17 protein-coding genes are annotated in these 18,089 nt (G+C 44.6%); 8 read left to right on the top strand and 9 right to left on the bottom strand.

The genetic code is table 11. The features are described 5' to 3' along the window. Nucleotides 1-15: 15 nt before the first annotated feature. Nucleotides 16-1,002: a 2Fe-2S iron-sulfur cluster-binding protein gene (locus MIB40_RS07135; protein ID WP_249692443.1), complete on the bottom strand. Its 987-nt coding sequence runs from the start codon at nt 1,000-1,002 to the stop codon at nt 16-18. Between the two features lie 286 nt (nt 1,003-1,288). On the opposite strand from MIB40_RS07135, the gene MIB40_RS07130 reads away from it, so the two are divergent. Then, nucleotides 1,289-2,818 (top strand): fumarate hydratase, encoded by a 1,530-nt coding sequence (locus tag MIB40_RS07130; RefSeq protein WP_249692442.1) that lies wholly within the window; start codon nt 1,289-1,291, stop codon nt 2,816-2,818. An 85-nt stretch (nt 2,819-2,903) separates the two neighbouring features. On the opposite strand, the gene MIB40_RS07125 is transcribed toward MIB40_RS07130, so the two are convergent. Further along, nucleotides 2,904-3,173 carry a late competence development ComFB family protein gene (locus tag MIB40_RS07125; protein WP_249692432.1) on the bottom strand — a complete coding sequence of 90 codons (270 nt, stop codon included), beginning with the start codon at nt 3,171-3,173 and terminating at the stop codon, nt 2,904-2,906. A gap of 364 nt (nt 3,174-3,537) precedes the next feature. Here MIB40_RS07125 and MIB40_RS07120 point away from each other — a divergent pair, with 364 nt between their 5' ends. Next, the gene (locus MIB40_RS07120) at nt 3,538-3,825 is read left to right on the top strand and encodes a hypothetical protein (RefSeq protein ID WP_249692429.1); all 288 of its coding nucleotides are present in this window, start codon (nt 3,538-3,540) and stop codon (nt 3,823-3,825) included. Between the two features lie 50 nt (nt 3,826-3,875). Here MIB40_RS07120 and yacG read toward each other — a convergent pair whose 3' ends face one another. The 5 genes from yacG to pilB all read right to left on the bottom strand — a co-directional run bounded on the left by yacG (nt 3,876) and on the right by pilB (nt 8,827). Then, on the bottom strand, nt 3,876-4,082 hold the full coding sequence (gene yacG, locus MIB40_RS07115; RefSeq protein ID WP_249692427.1) for a DNA gyrase inhibitor YacG: 207 nt from the start codon (nt 4,080-4,082) through the stop codon (nt 3,876-3,878). Further along, nucleotides 4,072-4,695 carry a dephospho-CoA kinase gene (gene coaE / locus MIB40_RS07110; protein ID WP_249692425.1) on the bottom strand — a complete coding sequence of 208 codons (624 nt, stop codon included), beginning with the start codon at nt 4,693-4,695 and terminating at the stop codon, nt 4,072-4,074. The genes yacG and coaE overlap by 11 nt, the downstream gene beginning before the upstream one ends. 84 nt (nt 4,696-4,779) lie before the next feature. Continuing rightward, entirely contained in the window at nt 4,780-5,655 is an 876-nt protein-coding gene (locus MIB40_RS07105) for a prepilin peptidase (protein WP_249692423.1), read from the bottom strand. 60 nt (nt 5,656-5,715) lie between these two features. Beyond that, nucleotides 5,716-6,933, bottom strand: coding sequence for a type II secretion system F family protein (locus MIB40_RS07100; protein ID WP_249692421.1), 1,218 nt, complete (start codon nt 6,931-6,933; stop codon nt 5,716-5,718). A 187-nt stretch (nt 6,934-7,120) separates the two neighbouring features. Then, entirely contained in the window at nt 7,121-8,827 is a 1,707-nt protein-coding gene (pilB, locus tag MIB40_RS07095; RefSeq protein ID WP_249692419.1) for a type IV-A pilus assembly ATPase PilB, read from the bottom strand. Nucleotides 8,828-9,153: 326 nt separating this feature from the next. Between pilB and MIB40_RS07090 the strand changes: the two genes are divergently transcribed. The 6 genes from MIB40_RS07090 to MIB40_RS07065 all read left to right on the top strand — a co-directional run bounded on the left by MIB40_RS07090 (nt 9,154) and on the right by MIB40_RS07065 (nt 15,598). After that, nucleotides 9,154-9,594, top strand: coding sequence for a pilin (locus MIB40_RS07090; RefSeq protein ID WP_249692417.1), 441 nt, complete (start codon nt 9,154-9,156; stop codon nt 9,592-9,594). A gap of 88 nt (nt 9,595-9,682) precedes the next feature. Beyond that, entirely contained in the window at nt 9,683-11,515 is a 1,833-nt protein-coding gene (locus tag MIB40_RS07085; RefSeq protein ID WP_249692416.1) for a hypothetical protein, read from the top strand. Between the two features lie 4 nt (nt 11,516-11,519). After that, complete coding sequence (locus MIB40_RS07080; RefSeq protein WP_249692415.1) at nt 11,520-12,410, top strand: glycosyltransferase family 2 protein; 891 nt, start codon at nt 11,520-11,522, stop codon at nt 12,408-12,410. A gap of 57 nt (nt 12,411-12,467) precedes the next feature. Beyond that, nucleotides 12,468-13,502 (top strand): UDP-N-acetylglucosamine 2-epimerase, encoded by a 1,035-nt coding sequence (locus MIB40_RS07075; RefSeq protein WP_249692413.1) that lies wholly within the window; start codon nt 12,468-12,470, stop codon nt 13,500-13,502. Between the two features lie 30 nt (nt 13,503-13,532). Then, nucleotides 13,533-14,510, top strand: coding sequence for a glycosyltransferase family 4 protein (locus MIB40_RS07070; protein ID WP_249692411.1), 978 nt, complete (start codon nt 13,533-13,535; stop codon nt 14,508-14,510). Further along, the gene (locus MIB40_RS07065; RefSeq protein ID WP_249692409.1) at nt 14,507-15,598 is read left to right on the top strand and encodes a glycosyltransferase family protein; all 1,092 of its coding nucleotides are present in this window, start codon (nt 14,507-14,509) and stop codon (nt 15,596-15,598) included. The genes MIB40_RS07070 and MIB40_RS07065 overlap by 4 nt, the downstream gene beginning before the upstream one ends. Nucleotides 15,599-16,217: 619 nt before the next feature. On the opposite strand, the gene MIB40_RS07060 is transcribed toward MIB40_RS07065, so the two are convergent. Continuing rightward, entirely contained in the window at nt 16,218-17,141 is a 924-nt protein-coding gene (locus MIB40_RS07060; RefSeq protein WP_249692407.1) for a methyltransferase domain-containing protein, read from the bottom strand. A gap of 822 nt (nt 17,142-17,963) precedes the next feature. Beyond that, a partial coding sequence (locus MIB40_RS07055) for an IS3 family transposase (RefSeq protein ID WP_249692659.1) occupies nt 17,964-18,089 on the bottom strand: 126 nt, incomplete at its 5' end.

The raw sequence follows: 18,089 nt of genomic DNA, 5'->3' as shown, positions 1-18,089 counted from the left end.
TAGTTGATGCGTCAACTATATGTTTTGTCCATCTTTCTGGATCTGGGTATCGGTAAAGCATTCGGTAAAAATATGCTCGGCGACCAACCCGCTGTTGAGCAATAGACGTTGACAGGCTTTGACCTGGGCCGCCGGTCCGCACAGGTAGGCGATGACAGGGGACACCGGGCATTGCTTAAGATGCTGATTCACGGCTTCAGTGGGGTTGGACCCTTCTACCAGCCTGCTGTAAGCCAGTTTGTATTGCTCTGACAGATGATTTAATTCCGATTGAAGGTAATGGGGTTGCTCTTCTTCAGCCATATGAAACAGGGCCATATTGCCACGGTGCTGGTGTTCAATGGCGTCGCGTAAAATACCGTATAGCGGACCTAGACCTGATCCGAAGCCGATCAATACCAGGGGGCGAGAAGCGTATTGGGGATGGTAATGGCAATTTCCAATAGCTGTTCCCAGTTGCAACAGATCTCCCTCGCGGGCTTGCTGGTGGATCCAGGTACTAAACTGTCCCTCGGGATGATGCTGGATATGAAACACTAGGTCGGTTTCTTGCTCGGGTACGCTGGCTAGTGAATAACAGCGCTTTAGGTAAGGTCCGCGCCAGATGGTCGTGTGTTGTCCGGGACGATAGGGGAAAACGGTTCGCGGTGACAGGGTTAATTCGGTCACCTCAGGGCTTAGTTGCCTTAATCCGGAGATCATGGCATCGGTTTTGGTTCGGGCCTGGGGGCGTTGTAACTCCAGATCATGCTCCGGATGGCACTGACAAGCCAACAATAGGTTTCGCTCGCATTGTTGGGGACTGAGCCCTTGTTGTGCTTGTGGTGGAATGATCCCGGATGGAGCCTGTAACAGACAGCTGTGACATTGGCCGGCCAGACAGGAATAAGTGGGATTCGTTTTCGCTTGAATCAGCGCCTGGAGCAGGTTGTCACCGGCATTTATGTTGATGTTTTTGCCTTCAAAGGTGATGTTGGGCATAGAAGATCTGCGATTGGCCATTTTATCGCGCCAGTCTACGGCAAGCGACCAAAGGGTGCGAGGCGGTGAGAAAAGACTGAGGCAGATGAAGATTGAAGGAGGGGATTCTTTCGCCTGGTGATTCTTGGTAGGCGATATTTTATAGGGAGCATAAGCGGTCTGCCTAACCCAAAGGTCGAGACGGTTGGGGCTCATGGATGATCTGAATGGTGGTATAATGCGCGCCCCAATCGATCATTAATGACTCGGCACGGCACGGGTACAGCACCCGGCGAGTGACGAGCAAGGTACCTTAGGAGCCTCCGGTATGACCCTGATTCGTCAAGATGACTTCATTGATAGCGTGGCCGATGCGCTGCAGTTTATCTCTTATTATCATCCTCTGGATTTTATCCAGGCGGTTCATGAAGCTTATGAGAGAGAAGAGTCCCAGGCTGCGAAGGATTCTATGGCGCAAATTTTGCTGAATTCCCGTATGTGTGCGGAGGGCCAGCGGCCTATTTGTCAGGATACCGGTATTGTGACCGTGTTCCTGAAAGTTGGTATGGATGTGCAATGGGATGCCGATATGACCGTTAATGAGATGGTCAACGAGGGGGTTCGGCGGGCCTACACCCATCCCGATAATGTGCTCCGTGCTTCTATTTTGGCCGACCCTGCCGGGGCTCGACGAAATACCAAGGACAATACTCCCGCAGTTATACACACTGAAATTGTCGCGGGTAATACGGTCGATGTGCAGGTCGCGGCGAAAGGCGGCGGCTCTGAAAATAAATCCAAAATGGTGATGCTCAACCCCAGCGATAGCATCGTCGATTGGGTAGTCAACACCGTGCCTACCATGGGCGCGGGCTGGTGTCCGCCAGGAATGCTTGGCCTGGGCATTGGAGGTACTGCCGAAAAAGCGGCGGTATTGGCTAAAGAATCGTTGATGGATCCGATCGATATTCATGAGCTTCGCCAACGCGGCCCCCAGAATCGGGTGGAAGAGCTGCGTCTGGAAATTATGGATAAGGTCAACGCATTGGGCATTGGCTCTCAGGGGCTTGGTGGGCTGACCACTGTGCTGGACGTCAAGATCAAGGATTACCCTACTCATGCGGCGTCGTTGCCGGTTTGCATGATTCCTAACTGCGCGGCTACCCGCCATACCCATTTTGAACTCGATGGCAGTGGACCCGCTTTGCAGAAAGCGCCACAGCTAGACCAATGGCCGGAAATTACCTGGGACGCCGGACCTACGGCCCGCAAGGTCAACCTTGATACGGTAACACGGGAAGAGATGGCTGATTGGCAACCTGGGGATACCCTGTTGCTCAGCGGTAAAATGCTGACCGGGCGCGATGCGGCCCATAAGAGAATGATTGATATGATGGCCAAGGGTGAGGAACTACCGGTTAGCTTGCGCGACCGCTTTATCTATTATGTCGGCCCGGTTGATCCGGTTCGGGATGAGGTTATGGGGCCAGCCGGGCCGACCACTTCAACCCGAATGGATAAGTTCACCCACACCATGCTGGATCAAACCGGTTTGATGGGGATGATTGGTAAAGCGGAACGGGGCCCTGTGGCGATCGAAGCCATCAAAGAATTCAAGGCCAGCTATCTGATGGCTGTCGGTGGTGCTGCTTACCTGGTAGCCAAGGCCATCAAACAGGCAGAGGTGGTGGCTTTCCCCGAACTCGGCATGGAAGCGATCTACGAGTTTGATGTTGAGGATATGCCAGTAACCGTCGCGGTTGATGTCAACGGTACCTCGGTGCATCAAACCGGGCCGGCTTTTTGGCAAAAGAAGATTGCCGAAGCGGCCAAAGTGCAAGAGGTTGAAGTGAAATAACCGCTGCTGTGAAAGGAAAAAGGGAGGCAATGGCCTCCCTTTTTTTGAGCGCTTCCAGATTTAACTCTGTTTTTCGACGATGATCTCAGGCTTCGCGTTTTTTGCTGGCGACAAAATCAACGGCCTGATTAACCGCCAAAGACACTTTATCATCCATCTCTTTCTTCTCCTCCGGAGAAAGGTAGTAAGCCATATCAATATCGTAGTGAATATAACGTGGCGGAAGGTGATTCAGTGCGACGCAGGCAATATCAGCGAATAGGGGGCTGAGCTCAGCCTGGTCTGAAAATCGGTCCTGAAGATCGGCCACCACCAGCTTTTCATAATAGTTGTGAAACTCTTCCTGCAGTGCCATACATCTCTCCTCAACTCATAATGTACTCAGTGTAGACGATCCTGATTGGCTGCTTATTGAGCTCTTAAGAGAAAAAAACTGGCATTTTCAGATTTTTATTGTATAAGACTAAAGTCTAATATCTCTCCTCGTTTTGCTCAAAACGAGTCAATGACAGGTCGTATTATTCATTTCTGGACGTTTTTGACCTGCCTATTGTTTTTTATATCAACGGGTTAGCTCGCTTTGTCGCGACGAATTCACTGCTCGGAGTTGCGACTTTTTTGATCATAAAGTGATCGGTTCTGTACGTACAAGGCGCATTGGCGTCTTTGCGAAGGCTGTTCTAGGGTCGAATTGAGCGCCATTACAATGGGAATACGACATGAGCCATTTAATGCTTCGTTATTTTTGTTATCTGGGTCTTTACACTTTTGTCTCGGTTGTTAGCTGGCAACTAGGGACATTGATGGGTAATCACGCCATCAGTTTTATTTTCAGTGCCTGGTTTGGCATAGGGTTGGGCTATCTGGTGCAGCACTGTGATTTTCGGCCTCGACCGTCGCGGTTCTCAGACTGGGGTAAGTTGCTGTGGGTGTCGATTTTCTGGCCGATGGTAATCCAGCCCGAGATCGTCGTTGTGGAAGAGCGTGGTCCACATATTGATGCATGATTTAACCTGCCGGGCTGGTATGGAAGATCGCTTGCACTGAGAATTGGGCTTTACTCACCGGGGAAGGGATAAATATTGTCGCTATTGAGCTCGCCAGAGAGAAGGTCGTCAAATTCAGGGTCTCCGGCGATGCGATTCTCTTCGTTAGCCCAGGAGCCAAAATCGATCAGCTTGCAGCGCTCGCTACAGAAAGGGCGGAAGGGGTTCTTTGAATCCCACTTTGAGGGCTTTTGGCACTGTGGGCACTTAACGGTCATTGTTGTCTCCGGAAACGCTTTCGCTAGCGTAGCGCAGGTACTGTTGGTGGAGTTGGTCGAGCTGTTTATGCAGATGGGTAATGTCTGCGCTGTTATCCACCCGGTCATCGGCGTGTTTGAGGCGAGCTTCGCGGCCGAGTTGAGCGTCCATAATGGCCTGCACCTGCGCTTCAGTGTTCCCATCTCTGGCCATGGTGCGTGATAATTGCAGGGCTTGGGGTACATCCACTATCAGTATTCGATCGACCCATTCATGTTGCGAGGTTTCCAGTAACAATGGCGATGCCAGGATGGTATAAGGCGATTGGCTCGAGGCAATTTGAGCCTGGATCTCCTGGGCTATAAGCGGGTGCAGCAGGGATTCAAGCCATTGACGCTCGCTTGTATCCTCGAAGATTCTCGCTCGCAGAGCCGCTCGGTCGAGGTTACCGTTGGTAAGCAGAATATCCTGACCAAAATGCTGGGCAATGGTTTGTAGGCCTGGTCGTCCGGGTTCGACGGCAACACGCGCGGCAAGGTCAGCATCGACCACAGTAATGCCTTTGCTGGCAAGGTAATCGGACACGGCGCTTTTTCCGCTGCCAATGCCACCAGTCACACCTACAAGGTACATTTTTTCGCTCTTCAAGGTAATCGATAGGTTACTGCAAACCTATAGTTCTGCAGCTAAAGGTTAAAGGTGGCAAGAGTACCAGAGCTAGCGCAGAAGTTGCAGGTAGCTGCTGGTGATGGTGTCGCCGTAGAGTAGGGCAATAAAGCCGGCAATGGCCAGATAGGGACCAAAGGGAATCGGAGTGGCTCGATCTCGGCCCTGGATGCTGATCATCAGAATCCCCAGTACAGCACCAACGACTGATGAGAGAAGGATGATTAACGGCAGAGCCTGCCAACCCAGCCAGGCCCCGAGGGCGGCAAGCAACTTAAAATCGCCATACCCCATACCCTCCTTGCCGGTCAGAATCTTGAATAGCCAGAAAACAGACCAGAGGCTGAGATAGCCAGCAATGGCACCCAATACCGCATCATTAAGAGAGGTGAAAAGGCCGAAGCTGTTGGCAAAAAGGCCCAGCCAGAGCAGGGGGAGTGTGATGTTATCGGGCAGCAGTTGATGATCGATATCGATCATGGTTAGCGACACCAGGGCCCACAGCAGCAGAGAGGCTAAAGCCATTGGCCACCCGGCGCCTAACTCCCAGGCGAGTAGCAAGGTAAGCAGCCCAGTTACCAGTTCAACCAGGGGGTAGCGAGGCGAAATAGGGTTCTTGCAGCGAGAACACTTACCCCCTAAAGCCAGATAGCTAATCAGAGGGATATTCTCCCAAGGCTTGATCTCTTTATCACATTTTGGGCAATGAGAATTTGGCGTTATCAGGTTAAAACGTTCAGGGTGGCCATCGCTTGGCTCGCTAGCTTCCTGCTCCAGGAGCTCGTCGCATTGCCGCTTCCAGTCCCGTTGTAGCATGATCGGGATACGGTAGATAACGACATTGAGGAAGCTGCCAACCACCAATCCTAGAAGGAGTGCGCTGGGAAGAAATATGGCGGGGGAAAGCAGTTCTTGGGTATCCAGCATGAAGGAAAGAGTACTTTAATAATAAGAGGTAAATGGGCCAGTTTTCTGGCCCAGAACAGTTTAAATAGCAGCACCTAATTGGAATATTGGCAGATACATCGCTACAACTAGCCCACCGACCAATACACCCAGTACAGACATGATCATTGGTTCCATAAGACTAGTGAGTCCATCGACAGCGTTATCGACTTCTTCTTCATAATAGGTAGCAACCTTTTCAAGCATCTCATCAAGAGCACCAGATTCTTCACCGATGGATACCATCGAAGTCGCCATCGCGGGGAAAATACCAGAGGATTTCATAGCAAACTGAAGTTGTTGGCCGGTGGATACATCTTCTTTGATACGATTAGTTGCATCGAAAAATACTACATTGCCTGCTGCACCTGCCACCGAATCTAATGCATCTACCAGTGGTACACCTGCGGCAAATGTTGTAGCAAGAGTCCGCGCGAAACGGGCAACTGCTGCTTTATAGAGAATGTCACCAACTACGGGGACTTTAAGGAGAGTTCGATCCTTACTATCTCGCAAAGACTTTGACTTCTCTAGAGCTTTACTAGTAGTAAAAATAAAAACCGCCACGGCAACTAGAGCATAAAGCCACCATTCCTGGACAAATTCTGATATCTCAACAACGAATTGTGTGAAGGCTGGTAGTTCGGCACCAAAGCCTTTAAAAACATCTTCAAACTGAGGCACTACTTTAATGAGCAATATTCCTGTAACGACAATCGCCACACAGACCACAGCTATGGGGTATTTCATTGCCTTTTTTATTTTGGATTTGAGTTGTTCGGTTTTCTCTTTGTAAGTGGCTATACGATCCAAAAGGGTTTCCAGGGCACCGGACTGCTCACCAGATTCGACCAAATTGCAATAAAGATCATCAAAGAATTCAGGCCGTTTTCGCAATGAGTCGGCAAGACTTGAACCGCCAGCTACTCCGTTTTTAACATCAGTAATCAGGTTTTTCATGTTGGGGTTATCTACCCCATCCGCATTAATTTCAAATGCTTGTATGAGCGGTACACCGGCTTTCATCATAGTGGCTAGCTGACGAGTGAATACCGCGATATCCATAGGGGTGATTTTTTTTCCACCACCACCAATGGTGATGCCTTTTTTGCGGACTTTGGTCGGGTTAATGCCTTGCTTTCGCAGCTCAGCTTTAACTAATGCAGGAGTAGTGCCGGTGGTCTCGCCTTTGGTTTTTCGGCCTTGCTTGTCTTTGCCTTCCCAGATAAATGGGACACTTTTCGCTGCTTGTTCTGCCATGGTATTGCCTAATGTTTGATCTTGCTGTTAAAACTTGCCTTCAGGTGTTCGATAGGCTGCTAATAACGTTAATCTACGAGTGTAACCTACTTTTTCGGCCAAGTTATAGAGAGTGGGCTTTGCTTTCTCTTGGTTATGCCAACTGATTCATGCTCTCTCGTTATCAATGTGCCAATGACAGCTGCTCTTACTCTTTAGTGACCCGGTTAACCTCTTCAAGGCTGGTTACTCCCTGAAGGACTTTGATCAAGCCTGACGCTCGGAGGTCGTTGAAGCCCTCTTTCTTGGCTTGATCGGCAATCTCGATGGCATTGCCTTCTTCCATAATGATTCGGGATAATCCTGGGGTGATTTGCACGACTTCATAGATCCCGACACGGCCCTTGTAGCCTTTGTTGCAGGAGTCGCAGCCGTGCTCGCTGGGCCCGTATATCTCAGCACCAGAAATTTGATCTGGAGAAAAGCCTTCTTCTTCTAAAACTTTTTCCGGGATGTTGACCTTTACCTTGCACTTGTTACAGAGGCGGCGCCCAAGTCGCTGGGCGATGATCAGGTTAACTGATGTAGCGATGTTAAAGGCGGGAACCCCCATATTAATCAAGCGAGTGAGAGTTTCCGGTGCGCTATTCGTGTGTAAGGTGGACATCACCATATGACCAGTTTGAGCGGCTTTGATGGCAATATTGGCGGTTTCCAGGTCTCGAATCTCACCCACCATGATAATGTCGGGGTCCTGGCGCAGGAAGGCGCGAAGCGCACTACTGAAGTCCATGCCCCGCTTGGCAGATACGTTGACCTGATTAATCCCCTCAAGGTTGATTTCAACGGGGTCCTCTGCGGTGGAGATGTTCCTCTCGGGCGTATTAAGGATATTCAGGCCGGTGTAGAGAGAAACGGTTTTACCACTTCCTGTCGGGCCGGTAACCAAAATCATCCCTTGTGGTTGCATCAAACACTGCATATAGAGGTTTTTCTGATCGTCCTCATAACCTAGGGCGTCGATGCCCATTTGTGCGCTGGTGGGGTCCAGGATTCGAAGTACAACCTTCTCACCCCAAAGGGTGGGTAGGGTATTGACCCTGAAATCGATCGCCTTGGTTTTGGATATCTTCATCTTGATTCGCCCGTCTTGTGGAACCCGCTTCTCGGCGATATCCATGCCAGACATGATTTTTAACCGAGAAGCGATGCGGGGAGATAGTTGAATCGGTGGCCGAGCGACTTCGTGCAAAACTCCGTCGGTTCGAAAGCGAACTCGGTAAGCGCGCTCATAGGGTTCGAAGTGTAGGTCCGATGCCCCCCCTTTAATAGCACTTAACAGCATCTTGTTAACAAATTTGACTACGGGGGCATCGTCGGTATCGGTTTGTGCTTCCTCTTCAGGGCCGTCATCATCTACGGCTGTTATATCGAGTCCATCAAGCTCATCGTCATCAAGGTCGCCGAGTGAATTATCAGTGGAATCGAGGAATCTATCGATAGCAGTAGTGAGCTTGTCTTCCTCTACGAGGATGGAGTCAACAGTAAGCCCGGTATTGAAGCGGATTTCATCAAGGGCTACCAGGTTGGTAGGATCGGCTACAGCAACAAATAAACGGGTTCCCCTTTTAAATAGGGGGAGTGTGTGGTGCTTGCGAATGAGTTTTTCATCAACTAGCCCTTTGGGTAGCATCTCGGGGTCGAATGCGGTTATATCGAACAGCGGAGAGCCAAATTCATCGGAAGCAACTCGGGCTATATCCTTCGCTGTAACCATGTTGGATTGAACAAGATGGGTTACAAAGGGGATTTTTTGCTTCGAAGCTTGTTGGTAGGCGCTATTGGCTAGAGATTCTTCAAGTAAATTGTCGTCAACCAAGCGTTTGGCAAGGCCGGTTAGAATAATGTTTGCCATAATAGAGTGCTTTTTACTGGTTTCCTTTGTAGATCAATGATATAGCCTGTAGGTGTTCAAGTATAGAGTGAAAATCTATACTTCCAATTTAATGAGGGGTTAAGTTGTCTCTATATATGAGGGTGTGACAAAAAATGTCACATTCTGGGCGCCTTGGGGCAACTTTTGATGGTGCATAGCTGGTCGTTAATCGTGCAAGAGCTTAATGTAGCTTGAAAATGGTTGTTGGCATGCGTGTTGCTATACTTTATTTGTCCTTGAAAGTAACGAACTGTTATTGGCGATAAAAAGTAAGTTGGACATTAAACACATTTGGAGTATTTAGTATGAAAACAATGCAAAAAGGTTTTACCTTGATTGAATTGATGATTGTTGTTGCAATTATCGGTATTTTGGCTGCCGTTGCTATTCCTGCCTATCAGGACTACATTGCGCGGGCTCAGGTATCTGAAGGTGTAAGTTTAATGGCTGCAGGTAAGACGCCTCTGGCGGAGTGGTACGCTGATAAAGGCGTTTGGCCAAATGATACAGCTAGTGTTATGGGTAATACTTCTGGTAAGTATGTCGCAAGTGTTGAGATCACTACAGGGGCTGCTCTAACAGGTGACTTGGTCATGGAAGTGACGTTTAGGTCTACAGGTGTTAACGCTGAGATTGCAGACAAGACTGTTGAGATGGGTACTACAGATGGCGGTCGAAATTGGGATTGCGCGAGTGGCGGTACTGATGCCATTGAAGATAAATACCTGCCAGGCGCTTGTAGGTAAGTTGAATGCTTGATTAGTATTTGAAACCGGCTATTCTAGCCGGTTTTTTTTGTCTTATTATATGGCCTGATGGTTGGTGTTAAAGCGCGTGAAGTTATTAATGCGAAGGTATGTTGCTCTTGTCTGCTTGTCTCTGTTGCTTCTGGTAGGTGTAGTTGCTTGCTATTTTCCGTTTGTTGGTGGGGGGTTTTTGTTTGATGATCATGCAAATCTGAATGCCTTAGTGTTTATTGACGGAAGTTGGCAAGGTTACTGGGATGTTATTTTTTCTAATCGCAGTGGACCAACTGGTAGGCCGGTATCAATAGCTAGCTTTGCGTTGCAGGCTGATAGTTGGCCAAGCCGTCCAGATGACTTTCAGTTTGCTAATATCGTTATCCATGCAATTAACACAGTTCTTGTTTTTTGTCTGCTGTGTATGATTTTGACTGAACTAAAGAAGCGTAATGTTTCAGGTCTCGATCGTATCAATCCTATGCTTGCTGCATTTTTGCTTGCGCTGTTATGGGCTGTGCATCCAGGGCAGGTGTCCAGTGTTTTGTATATTGTTCAGAGGATGAATTTACTGGCGGTTTTTTTTGGGTTGCTAGGTTTGTGCTTTTTAACTGTCTTTCTATTTTCTTCGTCTGAGGAAAGAGGGCAAGGGGCGGGGTGGTTGCGCTCTTTGAGTCTAGGGGGTGTCTTTTGTTTGTTTTTGGTGCTGTCTGTATTTTCTAAAGAGAATGGAATTCTTTTTGCCGGTTTGTTATTGCTAGTATATTTCATTATCTATGCGCCGAAAAAACCTTACCATAATTTAGTTAAATGGCTAACTGTAGCTGTGGTTGTGGGTGGTGTTTTTCTTCTGGCTTTTAATATTGATCGTGTGGCTGGATGGTATGACGCTCGGCCTTACACGCTAACTGAAAGGCTCATGACTCAAGTCGTGGTGGTGTTAGAATATTTCGGCTGGTTTTTATTGCCAAACTATAAGAACTACTATTTCTATCACGATAACTATACGCTGGTAAAAGGTTGGGTGGATTATAGGTATTTAACAGCTATTTGTATTTGGTTGTTTTTCTTTGTAGTTGCTAGAAAAAATACCCTTTTACAATTCGGAATTGTTTGGTTTTTGGTTTCACATTTACTAGAAAGTACTATGGTGCCACTCGAGATTGTTTTTGAGCATAGGAATTATCTGGCATCTATAGGCTTAGTTGCTATATTTCTTTATGGCTTTGTAATGGTGTCAGCTAGGCTATCTCATAAGGTTGCAACAGCCTTGATGTTTGTTTTTATAGGCTGGACTCTTATCAACTATGCGGCTGTTGCAAATACATGGCAATCTCGTGAAAAAATGGTTGTGCATTGGGCTGATATGAATCCGGAATCAATACGGCTGCTGAGCTTTAAAGCTAATACTTTGGCTTCGGTTGGGGAGGTTGGTCCTGCTAAAGATCTATTCGAGGAAATAATTCGGCGGGATAAACAGTCAGTTTATGGCTACCTTCTGATAATGGAGCTCGGTTGTAACGGATTGCCAGTTGAATTTGATTGGTTAGGCTTTGAGGAGAGGGTAGGGGAGGCTCGGTTTGAAATTGGGCTCACGAATGCTTTGTCGAATATTGTTGAAAAGAAAGAGACCGGATTGTGCGATAGTCTTGCTATTCGTGATGTTTGGGCTGTTACTCAGATGTTACGAAATAATCAAAATCTTTTGAAAGGTTCTGCTTCAAGAAATTACGATTTAATTGAGGGGAGGCTTTGCCTCTTGGCAAGCGATTTTGATTGTTTTCTTCAGCGTTATCAAAAGGTGGCAATAGATACAGGTCAGCATGCGGTTTTGAAGTTTTTGTTCGCAGCATACCGTGAAAGGTACGGGGATGTTGATGCTGAAAAATATCAAAAAACTATAATTAACAAAATTGAAAATAACTGATCATATGAAGCGTGCATATACTTATTCAATTATTATACCTGCGAAGAATGAATCTCTTAACTTATGTGATCTTCTGCCTAGGTTGGTCGAAGAGTGCTTAGGTGCTGAGATTATAGTGGTAAATGACGGTTCTGAAGACCGAACGTCTGATTTGTGTGTCCAGTATGATGTAAAAGAAATTCGACATCAATATAGTAAAGGGAACGGTGCAGCTATTAAGGCGGGTGCTCGAGCAGCTTTAGGAGAAATATTTGTATTTATGGATGGGGATGGTCAGCACAATCCAAAAGAAATAGTCACTTTGCTGGATAAGCTTGATGAAGGCTATGATATGGTGGTAGGGGCTAGATCAAGCTCTTCACAGGCTAGTGTTGTGCGTTGGGTTGCTAATTCTGTTTATAATAAACTCGCAACCTTCATGGTTGGCCATAAAGTAGACGATTTGACCTCAGGTTTTCGGGTAGTACGGGCAGAAAAGTTTCGGGAATTTATTTATTTGCTTCCTAATGGATTTAGTTATCCAACGACAAGTACCATGGCGTTTTTTAGGGCTGGATACTCGGTTGGATATCATCCAATTACGGCATTAAAGAGAGAAGGAAAAAGTCATATTAATTTGATCAAAGATGGCGTACGGTTCCTTTTGATTATATTTAAGGTTGGAACTCTCTACTCACCGCTAAAGTTGTTTACTCCAATAAGTGCGTTATTTTTTTCTCTTGGTTTATCTTATTACGCATATACTTTTTGGTCTGTAGGACGTTTTACTAATATGAGCGCGTTATTGTTTTCTACATCTTTACTGATTTTTTTAATGGGGCTGGTCTCTGAGCAAATTACAATGCTGTTATATTCCGGTTCTCACAAAGAAAGTACCAATAAAAATAGTGATTAATATATGTATCTTATAATGATAGGTACTAAAGCGCAGTTAATAAAAATGGCGCCAGTAATGCAAGAGATGTCTTTTCAAAATATTCCATATAAATTTGTTCTTACAGGGCAGCATGAAGAAACGATGCAGGACTTAATAGAGCAGTTTTCCTTGCCATCCCCTGAGTATCTTCTTCCCTTGCGTGAAAATGATACAAAAAGTAAGCTGATAACATGGCTATTTCTTGTGATTTTTTATTCCTTCTATAAGAGAGGGGTTTGGGCTGATGTTAAATATTGTTTGGTTCATGGGGACACGCTTTCTACATTGTTAGGGGCAGTGTTATCAAAAGTATATGGTGTAAAAGTTGTGCATGTTGAGGCGGGGCTAAGATCATATAATTGGAGGCATCCATTTCCAGAAGAGGTGATTCGTGTTTTGGTTGGTAAGTGCTCTGATGTGTTTTTTTGCGCAGACAGTTGGGCGTCGAAAAATGTAAAGCGGCTGCGATCACGATCAAATGTTTTGGTGGAAATAATTGGCGCTAATACGTTATTGGATTCGCTAGATTTTGTTATGAAGGAGGGTTCATTTAAATCAAAATCTGGGGATATGTATTGTGTTGTTTCTATTCATAGGTATGAGAATCTATCCAATCGAGATCGTCTAGAGTTCATCCTGGCGTGGGTGGAGGAGATTTCAAATAAAATATTGGTGAAGTTTGTTCTTCATCCAACAACCATAAAGGCTATTGAATCAAGCCGTTGGCTGAAAGTTTTTCGTAATAATCCGTCAATAGAGTTAGTGCCGAGGATGAATTACGCAAAATTCATCCAATTATTGAGTCGCTCTCAATTTTTAGTTACTGATGGTGGGAGTAATCAAGAAGAGTGTAGTTATTTGCATGTGCCATGTTTACTTTTTAGGGATGCTACAGAAAGAAATGAAGGGATAGGAGAGTGGGTTGTTCTTTCAAAAATGAATAATTCTGTTGTCAAGAGCTTTTTAGATAATGTGCTCAAGGGGAAAGTTAGAAGGGTGAGTGATAATCATCTCGTTCGCGATGTTTATCCGTCCAAGAATATAGTGAATTACCTGGAGTCTTTACCATGAAAAAGAACGTATGGTCTCTGAGTGCGTATTATGAATGAAAAACAAATTTATAGTCCTATGGCTGCTGGTAATGGGGCGTATGTAGTTCATTCGATTTTGTCTCAGATGATTGGTGGCTATAATATCTGTTCTTTGCCTATAAGTAAGACGGTATATCCTGCTTTATTGAGGGGGTATCGGCGACCAGATCATATCGTCCATACTGTGCCCGAATATGGTGATGTTTTTTTTTTAAAAAATACAAAGGCAGTTGTAACGTTCCATAATTATTTTTGGGATACAGATTATTTTAGTAACTGTACTCTATCTCAGTCTTTATTCTATCGTTTTATTCAGCGGGGCTCAGTAAGTAAGGCTGTGGCGAGGGCCGATAGAATTGTTGCTGTTAGTGAGTATACGGCCGATTTAGTACGAGTTGCATTTCCAGGAAAAGAGATAGTGGTAATTCATAACGGTGTGGATACTGCCCGCTTCTATCCTGTACTGAAGCTAAAATCTGAGAAGGTTGTTATACTTTTTTCTGGAAATCCAACAAAGCGTAAAGGTTGGAAAATTTTGGTTGATATCGCTCGAGCACTCCCAGAAAATTGTGAATTATGGGTTACAGGCGGCTTGCGCGAGACTGGTGTAAGCTCCGTTCAAATGAATATTCGGCTTCTGGGTAGAATTGATTACAGAGATATGCCCGCTTTATATCAACAAGCAGATATGCTTTTGCTGCCGAGTTATCGAGAAGGTTTAAGTCTGTCAGCATTGGAGGCTATGTCTTGTGGTCTGCCGGTAGTTTCATACAACTGTTCGTCGATGGACGAATTGAGTTTTGGCCAGCAAATGGATTTGCTTTCGGATCCAGATGATTTGGCAGCTATCTTGGAAAATATTCTATTGCTGGTAGAGGATGAGAAATTGAGAAAGTCTATTGGGGAAATGAATCGATCTCAATGTGAAGCAATGTTTACGTTAGATTCTATGGTGACAAAATATAAGCTTTTGTTTGAAAGCTTATGACTGTTAGCATCAGGAAGAAGGTTTTACATTTCGGGTATTCTGGCTACCACCAACCGGGTGTCCTATCTCAGTTGAAGGCTGAATGTGTAGCCTCTAGGCGGCTTGGTATTGATTGGGATGTTGTGTTCTTTTCTCATGAAAATAGCAGAGAGAAATTTGTAAAATCTACGACCTTGTCAAATGGCCACTCAAATGCAGTTAGCAAGGTTTATCGTTACTTTTATCTTCGCTTTTATATTTTTTTTTGGTTGGCTAGGCATAGAGGTGGCTGGGATGTTGTATTGCTGCGGAATGTGCCAGGAGACCCTTTCATCTATTTGGTTTCATTGCTATTTAAAAAATATATTACAGTGCATCACTCAAAGGAGCATGAGGAAGTTGCACTTATGCCTCGCTTTTCTGGGTGGGTGGGGCGGTTGTATGAAAAGGCACTCGGCCCTAGGGTGTTACAAAGTGGCCAGGGGGTTATAGCTGTCACACAAGAGCTGATAGATTATGAGCTATCAAGGTTGGATAGAGTTAAAGCGGGATTTGTGTTCCCTAATGGCATAACCGTTAATGCGAATAAGCGCTTTAATGACAGAAGGTCAGGTGTTTATAAATTAATTGGGGTGTATTCTCAAGATTATGAATGGAACGGCTTGGATTATATTTATGATGAGTTGAGGAATAATGATAGAACAGATATAGAAATTCACCTTGTTGGTAAGTTGAAGCCAATTTGTGAGGATTGTCGGATTGTTTATCACGGAGTAATGAGAGCGGAACAGTTGGAAGAGTTGTATTCTCAAATGGATGTGGGGTTGGGTGTTTTTGGCTTGCATAGAAAAAGTATGAATGAAGCATGCACATTAAAAAGTCGGGAATACTTGGCCAATGGCTTGGGTGTTTATGCTGGTCATAAAGATAGTGCTTTGCCACTAGATTTTGCTTACTATTGTTCTGGGGTATTTAATTTAAATAAGGCTGTTGAATTGGCTAAGGGTTTCAGAAAGGTAAAGAAAGAAGAGGTTTTTTGTGATTCTGTTGAGTTTGTTGATAAGGCCTCTAGGCTATCTAAGCTATATGCGTGGATACAGTCACTATAATGTGTGTTTTCATTAAAAGCTGAATTCATTATTTATCCCATTAACTTGTAAGGTTAGATGAAGTTCATTGTCCATGTGGCAACTAACAGCTTTAAGATTGAATGAGATAATAGTCAATTCAACAAATGCTGGCTAATATAACCGTCGTGTTGACCTTTACTGTCATGTTAGATATTTGTCACTACTACTCTATGTATGAGTTAATGGGAGAGTGGAGGTCTCAGACTCAAAAATCCTGTATAATAGCTGAGGTATTACTCCGGTCTAGCGGACACCTAGTTAAGAATGAATAATCCAATTTACTAATGACTAATCATAGGCAACGATAAGCTAAAGAGTACAAGCAAGAAGCCCCGTGTTACCCACGATAAGTAGACGCCAATTATAGTTAGATTTTGATCTGACTTGGAGGTGTAAGATCGCCAAGAATAGAAAACCCGCCTATACCGAAGAGTTTCGTGAAGAAGCGGGCCTTTAGTCTCAAAAACCCGGTCAAACCACGGCACATGATGCCTGCTGATAGTTAAATCTTATCTTCCGTTTTAGTTTAAATGCATTGTCGTCTCGTGCCTTAAGCTGCTCTTTCAATATTTGTCGAATTCTAAGAATAATTTGTAAATTAACGATGACCTTTCTTGTTAGGAGAAGTCTCCTGGTTGTTATCTTTTTTGGTTGCTAAAATTCCTATGTGTGTGGTTCTTAGATCGCTTTCATCTGTGTAAATAATAGAATTATCTATTATCTTTGGGGTTTTTTTATCATTACGAGTCCATCGATATAGTTGAGTTATGTCTGCGTTGTTTAGAAGCCTAAATATAGAAATCCATTGGTCGGCTCGTAATCTATTACCTCTATCAGTTTGCATTGTTTTACTGTATTTATCATGAGGAATTGATAAAAAAGAAAATGGATTGTTTGGGATGTCTTTGTGGTCCTCCATATGAATGCAGTGTGCTTGGATTCCATCAGTATTAAGGCTGGAGTGTAAGTTGTTAATAAGATTTTCTACATCGTCAACTGGTATATGTTCTAATACAGAAAAAGAAAAAATCAAATCGATATCTTCTTTTGGTCTGTGTTTTGAAAAATCTAAAGGTGCTTCGTAATAGATCCCTATTTTTTTTAATTCATTCGTATCAAATTTTTTGATTTTTAGCAGTCGGTCAAGTCTATCTCTGATTCTGTCGTGAGCTTCAAAAGGGGAAAGAGTATCTCTAACTAAGGATAAAATGGACTTATTAATAGAGAGTGTTAAATTGCTAGGGTGTGCATTTGGTGAAATGTCGGTGGCGAAAACCTTTTTTGCGCCAAGCAAATAACAAACTAATGAATGACTTAATACCCATCCGCTCCCAATTTCGAGGCAGGTTTGACCTTGAATGCCTTTGCTGTCCATTAAATGAAGTAGTTGTGCGAACTGAGCTGCGCAAATATCTAACCTTTTTGAAGAAGAGGCCAAACGTTTTGAATCAATTATTGAATAGAGATCTGTCGACTGGATTATTTTCTTGAGTGGATATGGGACAAATTTTTTAATCATCATTTTTGACCTACGAGTTAAGATCTTTCGATGTATGTGTTTGCGAAGTGTCTGAGCTAGTATAAAACCAATCTTTAGTGTTATTAAGCCCAGCTACTCTGTTATCACTATTCTGGAAGAGTCTAATCTAGCTCAAATGTTCTAAAGGTGATTGATATTCGTGATGGGGGTGGAATACAGTTTTGGCAATAGAGCTTCGATTTGACTATAAAACGCACTATAATAAGATGTGATAGGGCAATTTGACTATTTGTGTATAGATCACAGGCTAGACATCAGTACAGAAAATGTTATAGCTTGATGTTATATGCAAATTGTAGATATTTAAATGATGCCGCCATATCTGCGTTTTTTATGAGTTATCCGCCTTGCCTAGCAGTGCAGAGGTTTTTCTCAAGCGATTGTAAAACGTTTCTTGATGAACCAAAACTCTTTTGTGCCTTTGATGGTGATCTACAGCCCCTTGCGGGCTTAATTCCTAGCGGGTCATCTGTTGAATCCGGTTCTTCACTTCATAAGTGGTTTTGATGGCTTTGTATGCTTTAGCTCTGCGGCTTTCACTGAGCTTTTGGGCTTGAGCAGATCTGTAGCCTTTAAAGCGGCTGTTTCGCTTTAGCTCCCGGCTGTTCGTTGAAGGGCTTCGATCTAACTGATCGGAAACCTCTATTTGTGTGTCCTGCTCTCTTTGATGCATCAATTTGGTATCGTTCGTTCTCGATCTACTGGTGGTAACTCATCGGTACTTTATCTCTTGGTCGTGAGAGGCGACGACTCAACCATCTTGTCTATTATGATCCTCCCACGATAAAACGGACACATAATTTTTCATGCTGCTAATTGCTCGTATTCCATCGACGAACAGTAATCAATTCCTGAATGCAGCCGCTTAGCGTTGTAATAATGGTTGATGTAATGGCCCACAGCATAGCGCAATTCCTTATGACTTTGGAA

It is taken from the genome of Aestuariirhabdus haliotis (assembly GCF_023509475.1).
Classification (GTDB): domain Bacteria; phylum Pseudomonadota; class Gammaproteobacteria; order Pseudomonadales; family Aestuariirhabdaceae; genus Aestuariirhabdus; species Aestuariirhabdus haliotis.
This window is presented reverse-complemented; position numbering and strand designations above follow the sequence as displayed.

Bases quoted from the DNA above. Each gene is read 5' to 3' on its own strand.
- MIB40_RS07130 (WP_249692442.1), top strand. From the start codon at position 1,289: ATGACCCTGATTCGTCAAGATGACTTCATTGATAGCGTGGCCGATGCG.
- MIB40_RS07105 (WP_249692423.1), bottom strand. From the start codon at position 5,655: ATGCTGGATACCCAAGAACTGCTTTCCCCCGCCATATTTCTTCCCAGC.
- coaE (WP_249692425.1), bottom strand. From the start codon at position 4,695: ATGTACCTTGTAGGTGTGACTGGTGGCATTGGCAGCGGAAAAAGCGCC.
- yacG (WP_249692427.1), bottom strand. From the start codon at position 4,082: ATGACCGTTAAGTGCCCACAGTGCCAAAAGCCCTCAAAGTGGGATTCA.
- MIB40_RS07060 (WP_249692407.1), bottom strand. From the start codon at position 17,141: ATGATGATTAAAAAATTTGTCCCATATCCACTCAAGAAAATAATCCAG.
- MIB40_RS07125 (WP_249692432.1), bottom strand. From the start codon at position 3,173: ATGGCACTGCAGGAAGAGTTTCACAACTATTATGAAAAGCTGGTGGTG.
- MIB40_RS07090 (WP_249692417.1), top strand. From the start codon at position 9,154: ATGAAAACAATGCAAAAAGGTTTTACCTTGATTGAATTGATGATTGTT.
- MIB40_RS07135 (WP_249692443.1), bottom strand. From the start codon at position 1,002: ATGGCCAATCGCAGATCTTCTATGCCCAACATCACCTTTGAAGGCAAA.
- MIB40_RS07080 (WP_249692415.1), top strand. From the start codon at position 11,520: ATGAAGCGTGCATATACTTATTCAATTATTATACCTGCGAAGAATGAA.
- MIB40_RS07075 (WP_249692413.1), top strand. From the start codon at position 12,468: ATGCAAGAGATGTCTTTTCAAAATATTCCATATAAATTTGTTCTTACA.
- MIB40_RS07120 (WP_249692429.1), top strand. From the start codon at position 3,538: ATGAGCCATTTAATGCTTCGTTATTTTTGTTATCTGGGTCTTTACACT.
- MIB40_RS07070 (WP_249692411.1), top strand. From the start codon at position 13,533: ATGAATGAAAAACAAATTTATAGTCCTATGGCTGCTGGTAATGGGGCG.
- pilB (WP_249692419.1), bottom strand. From the start codon at position 8,827: ATGGCAAACATTATTCTAACCGGCCTTGCCAAACGCTTGGTTGACGAC.
- MIB40_RS07065 (WP_249692409.1), top strand. From the start codon at position 14,507: ATGACTGTTAGCATCAGGAAGAAGGTTTTACATTTCGGGTATTCTGGC.
- MIB40_RS07100 (WP_249692421.1), bottom strand. From the start codon at position 6,933: ATGGCAGAACAAGCAGCGAAAAGTGTCCCATTTATCTGGGAAGGCAAA.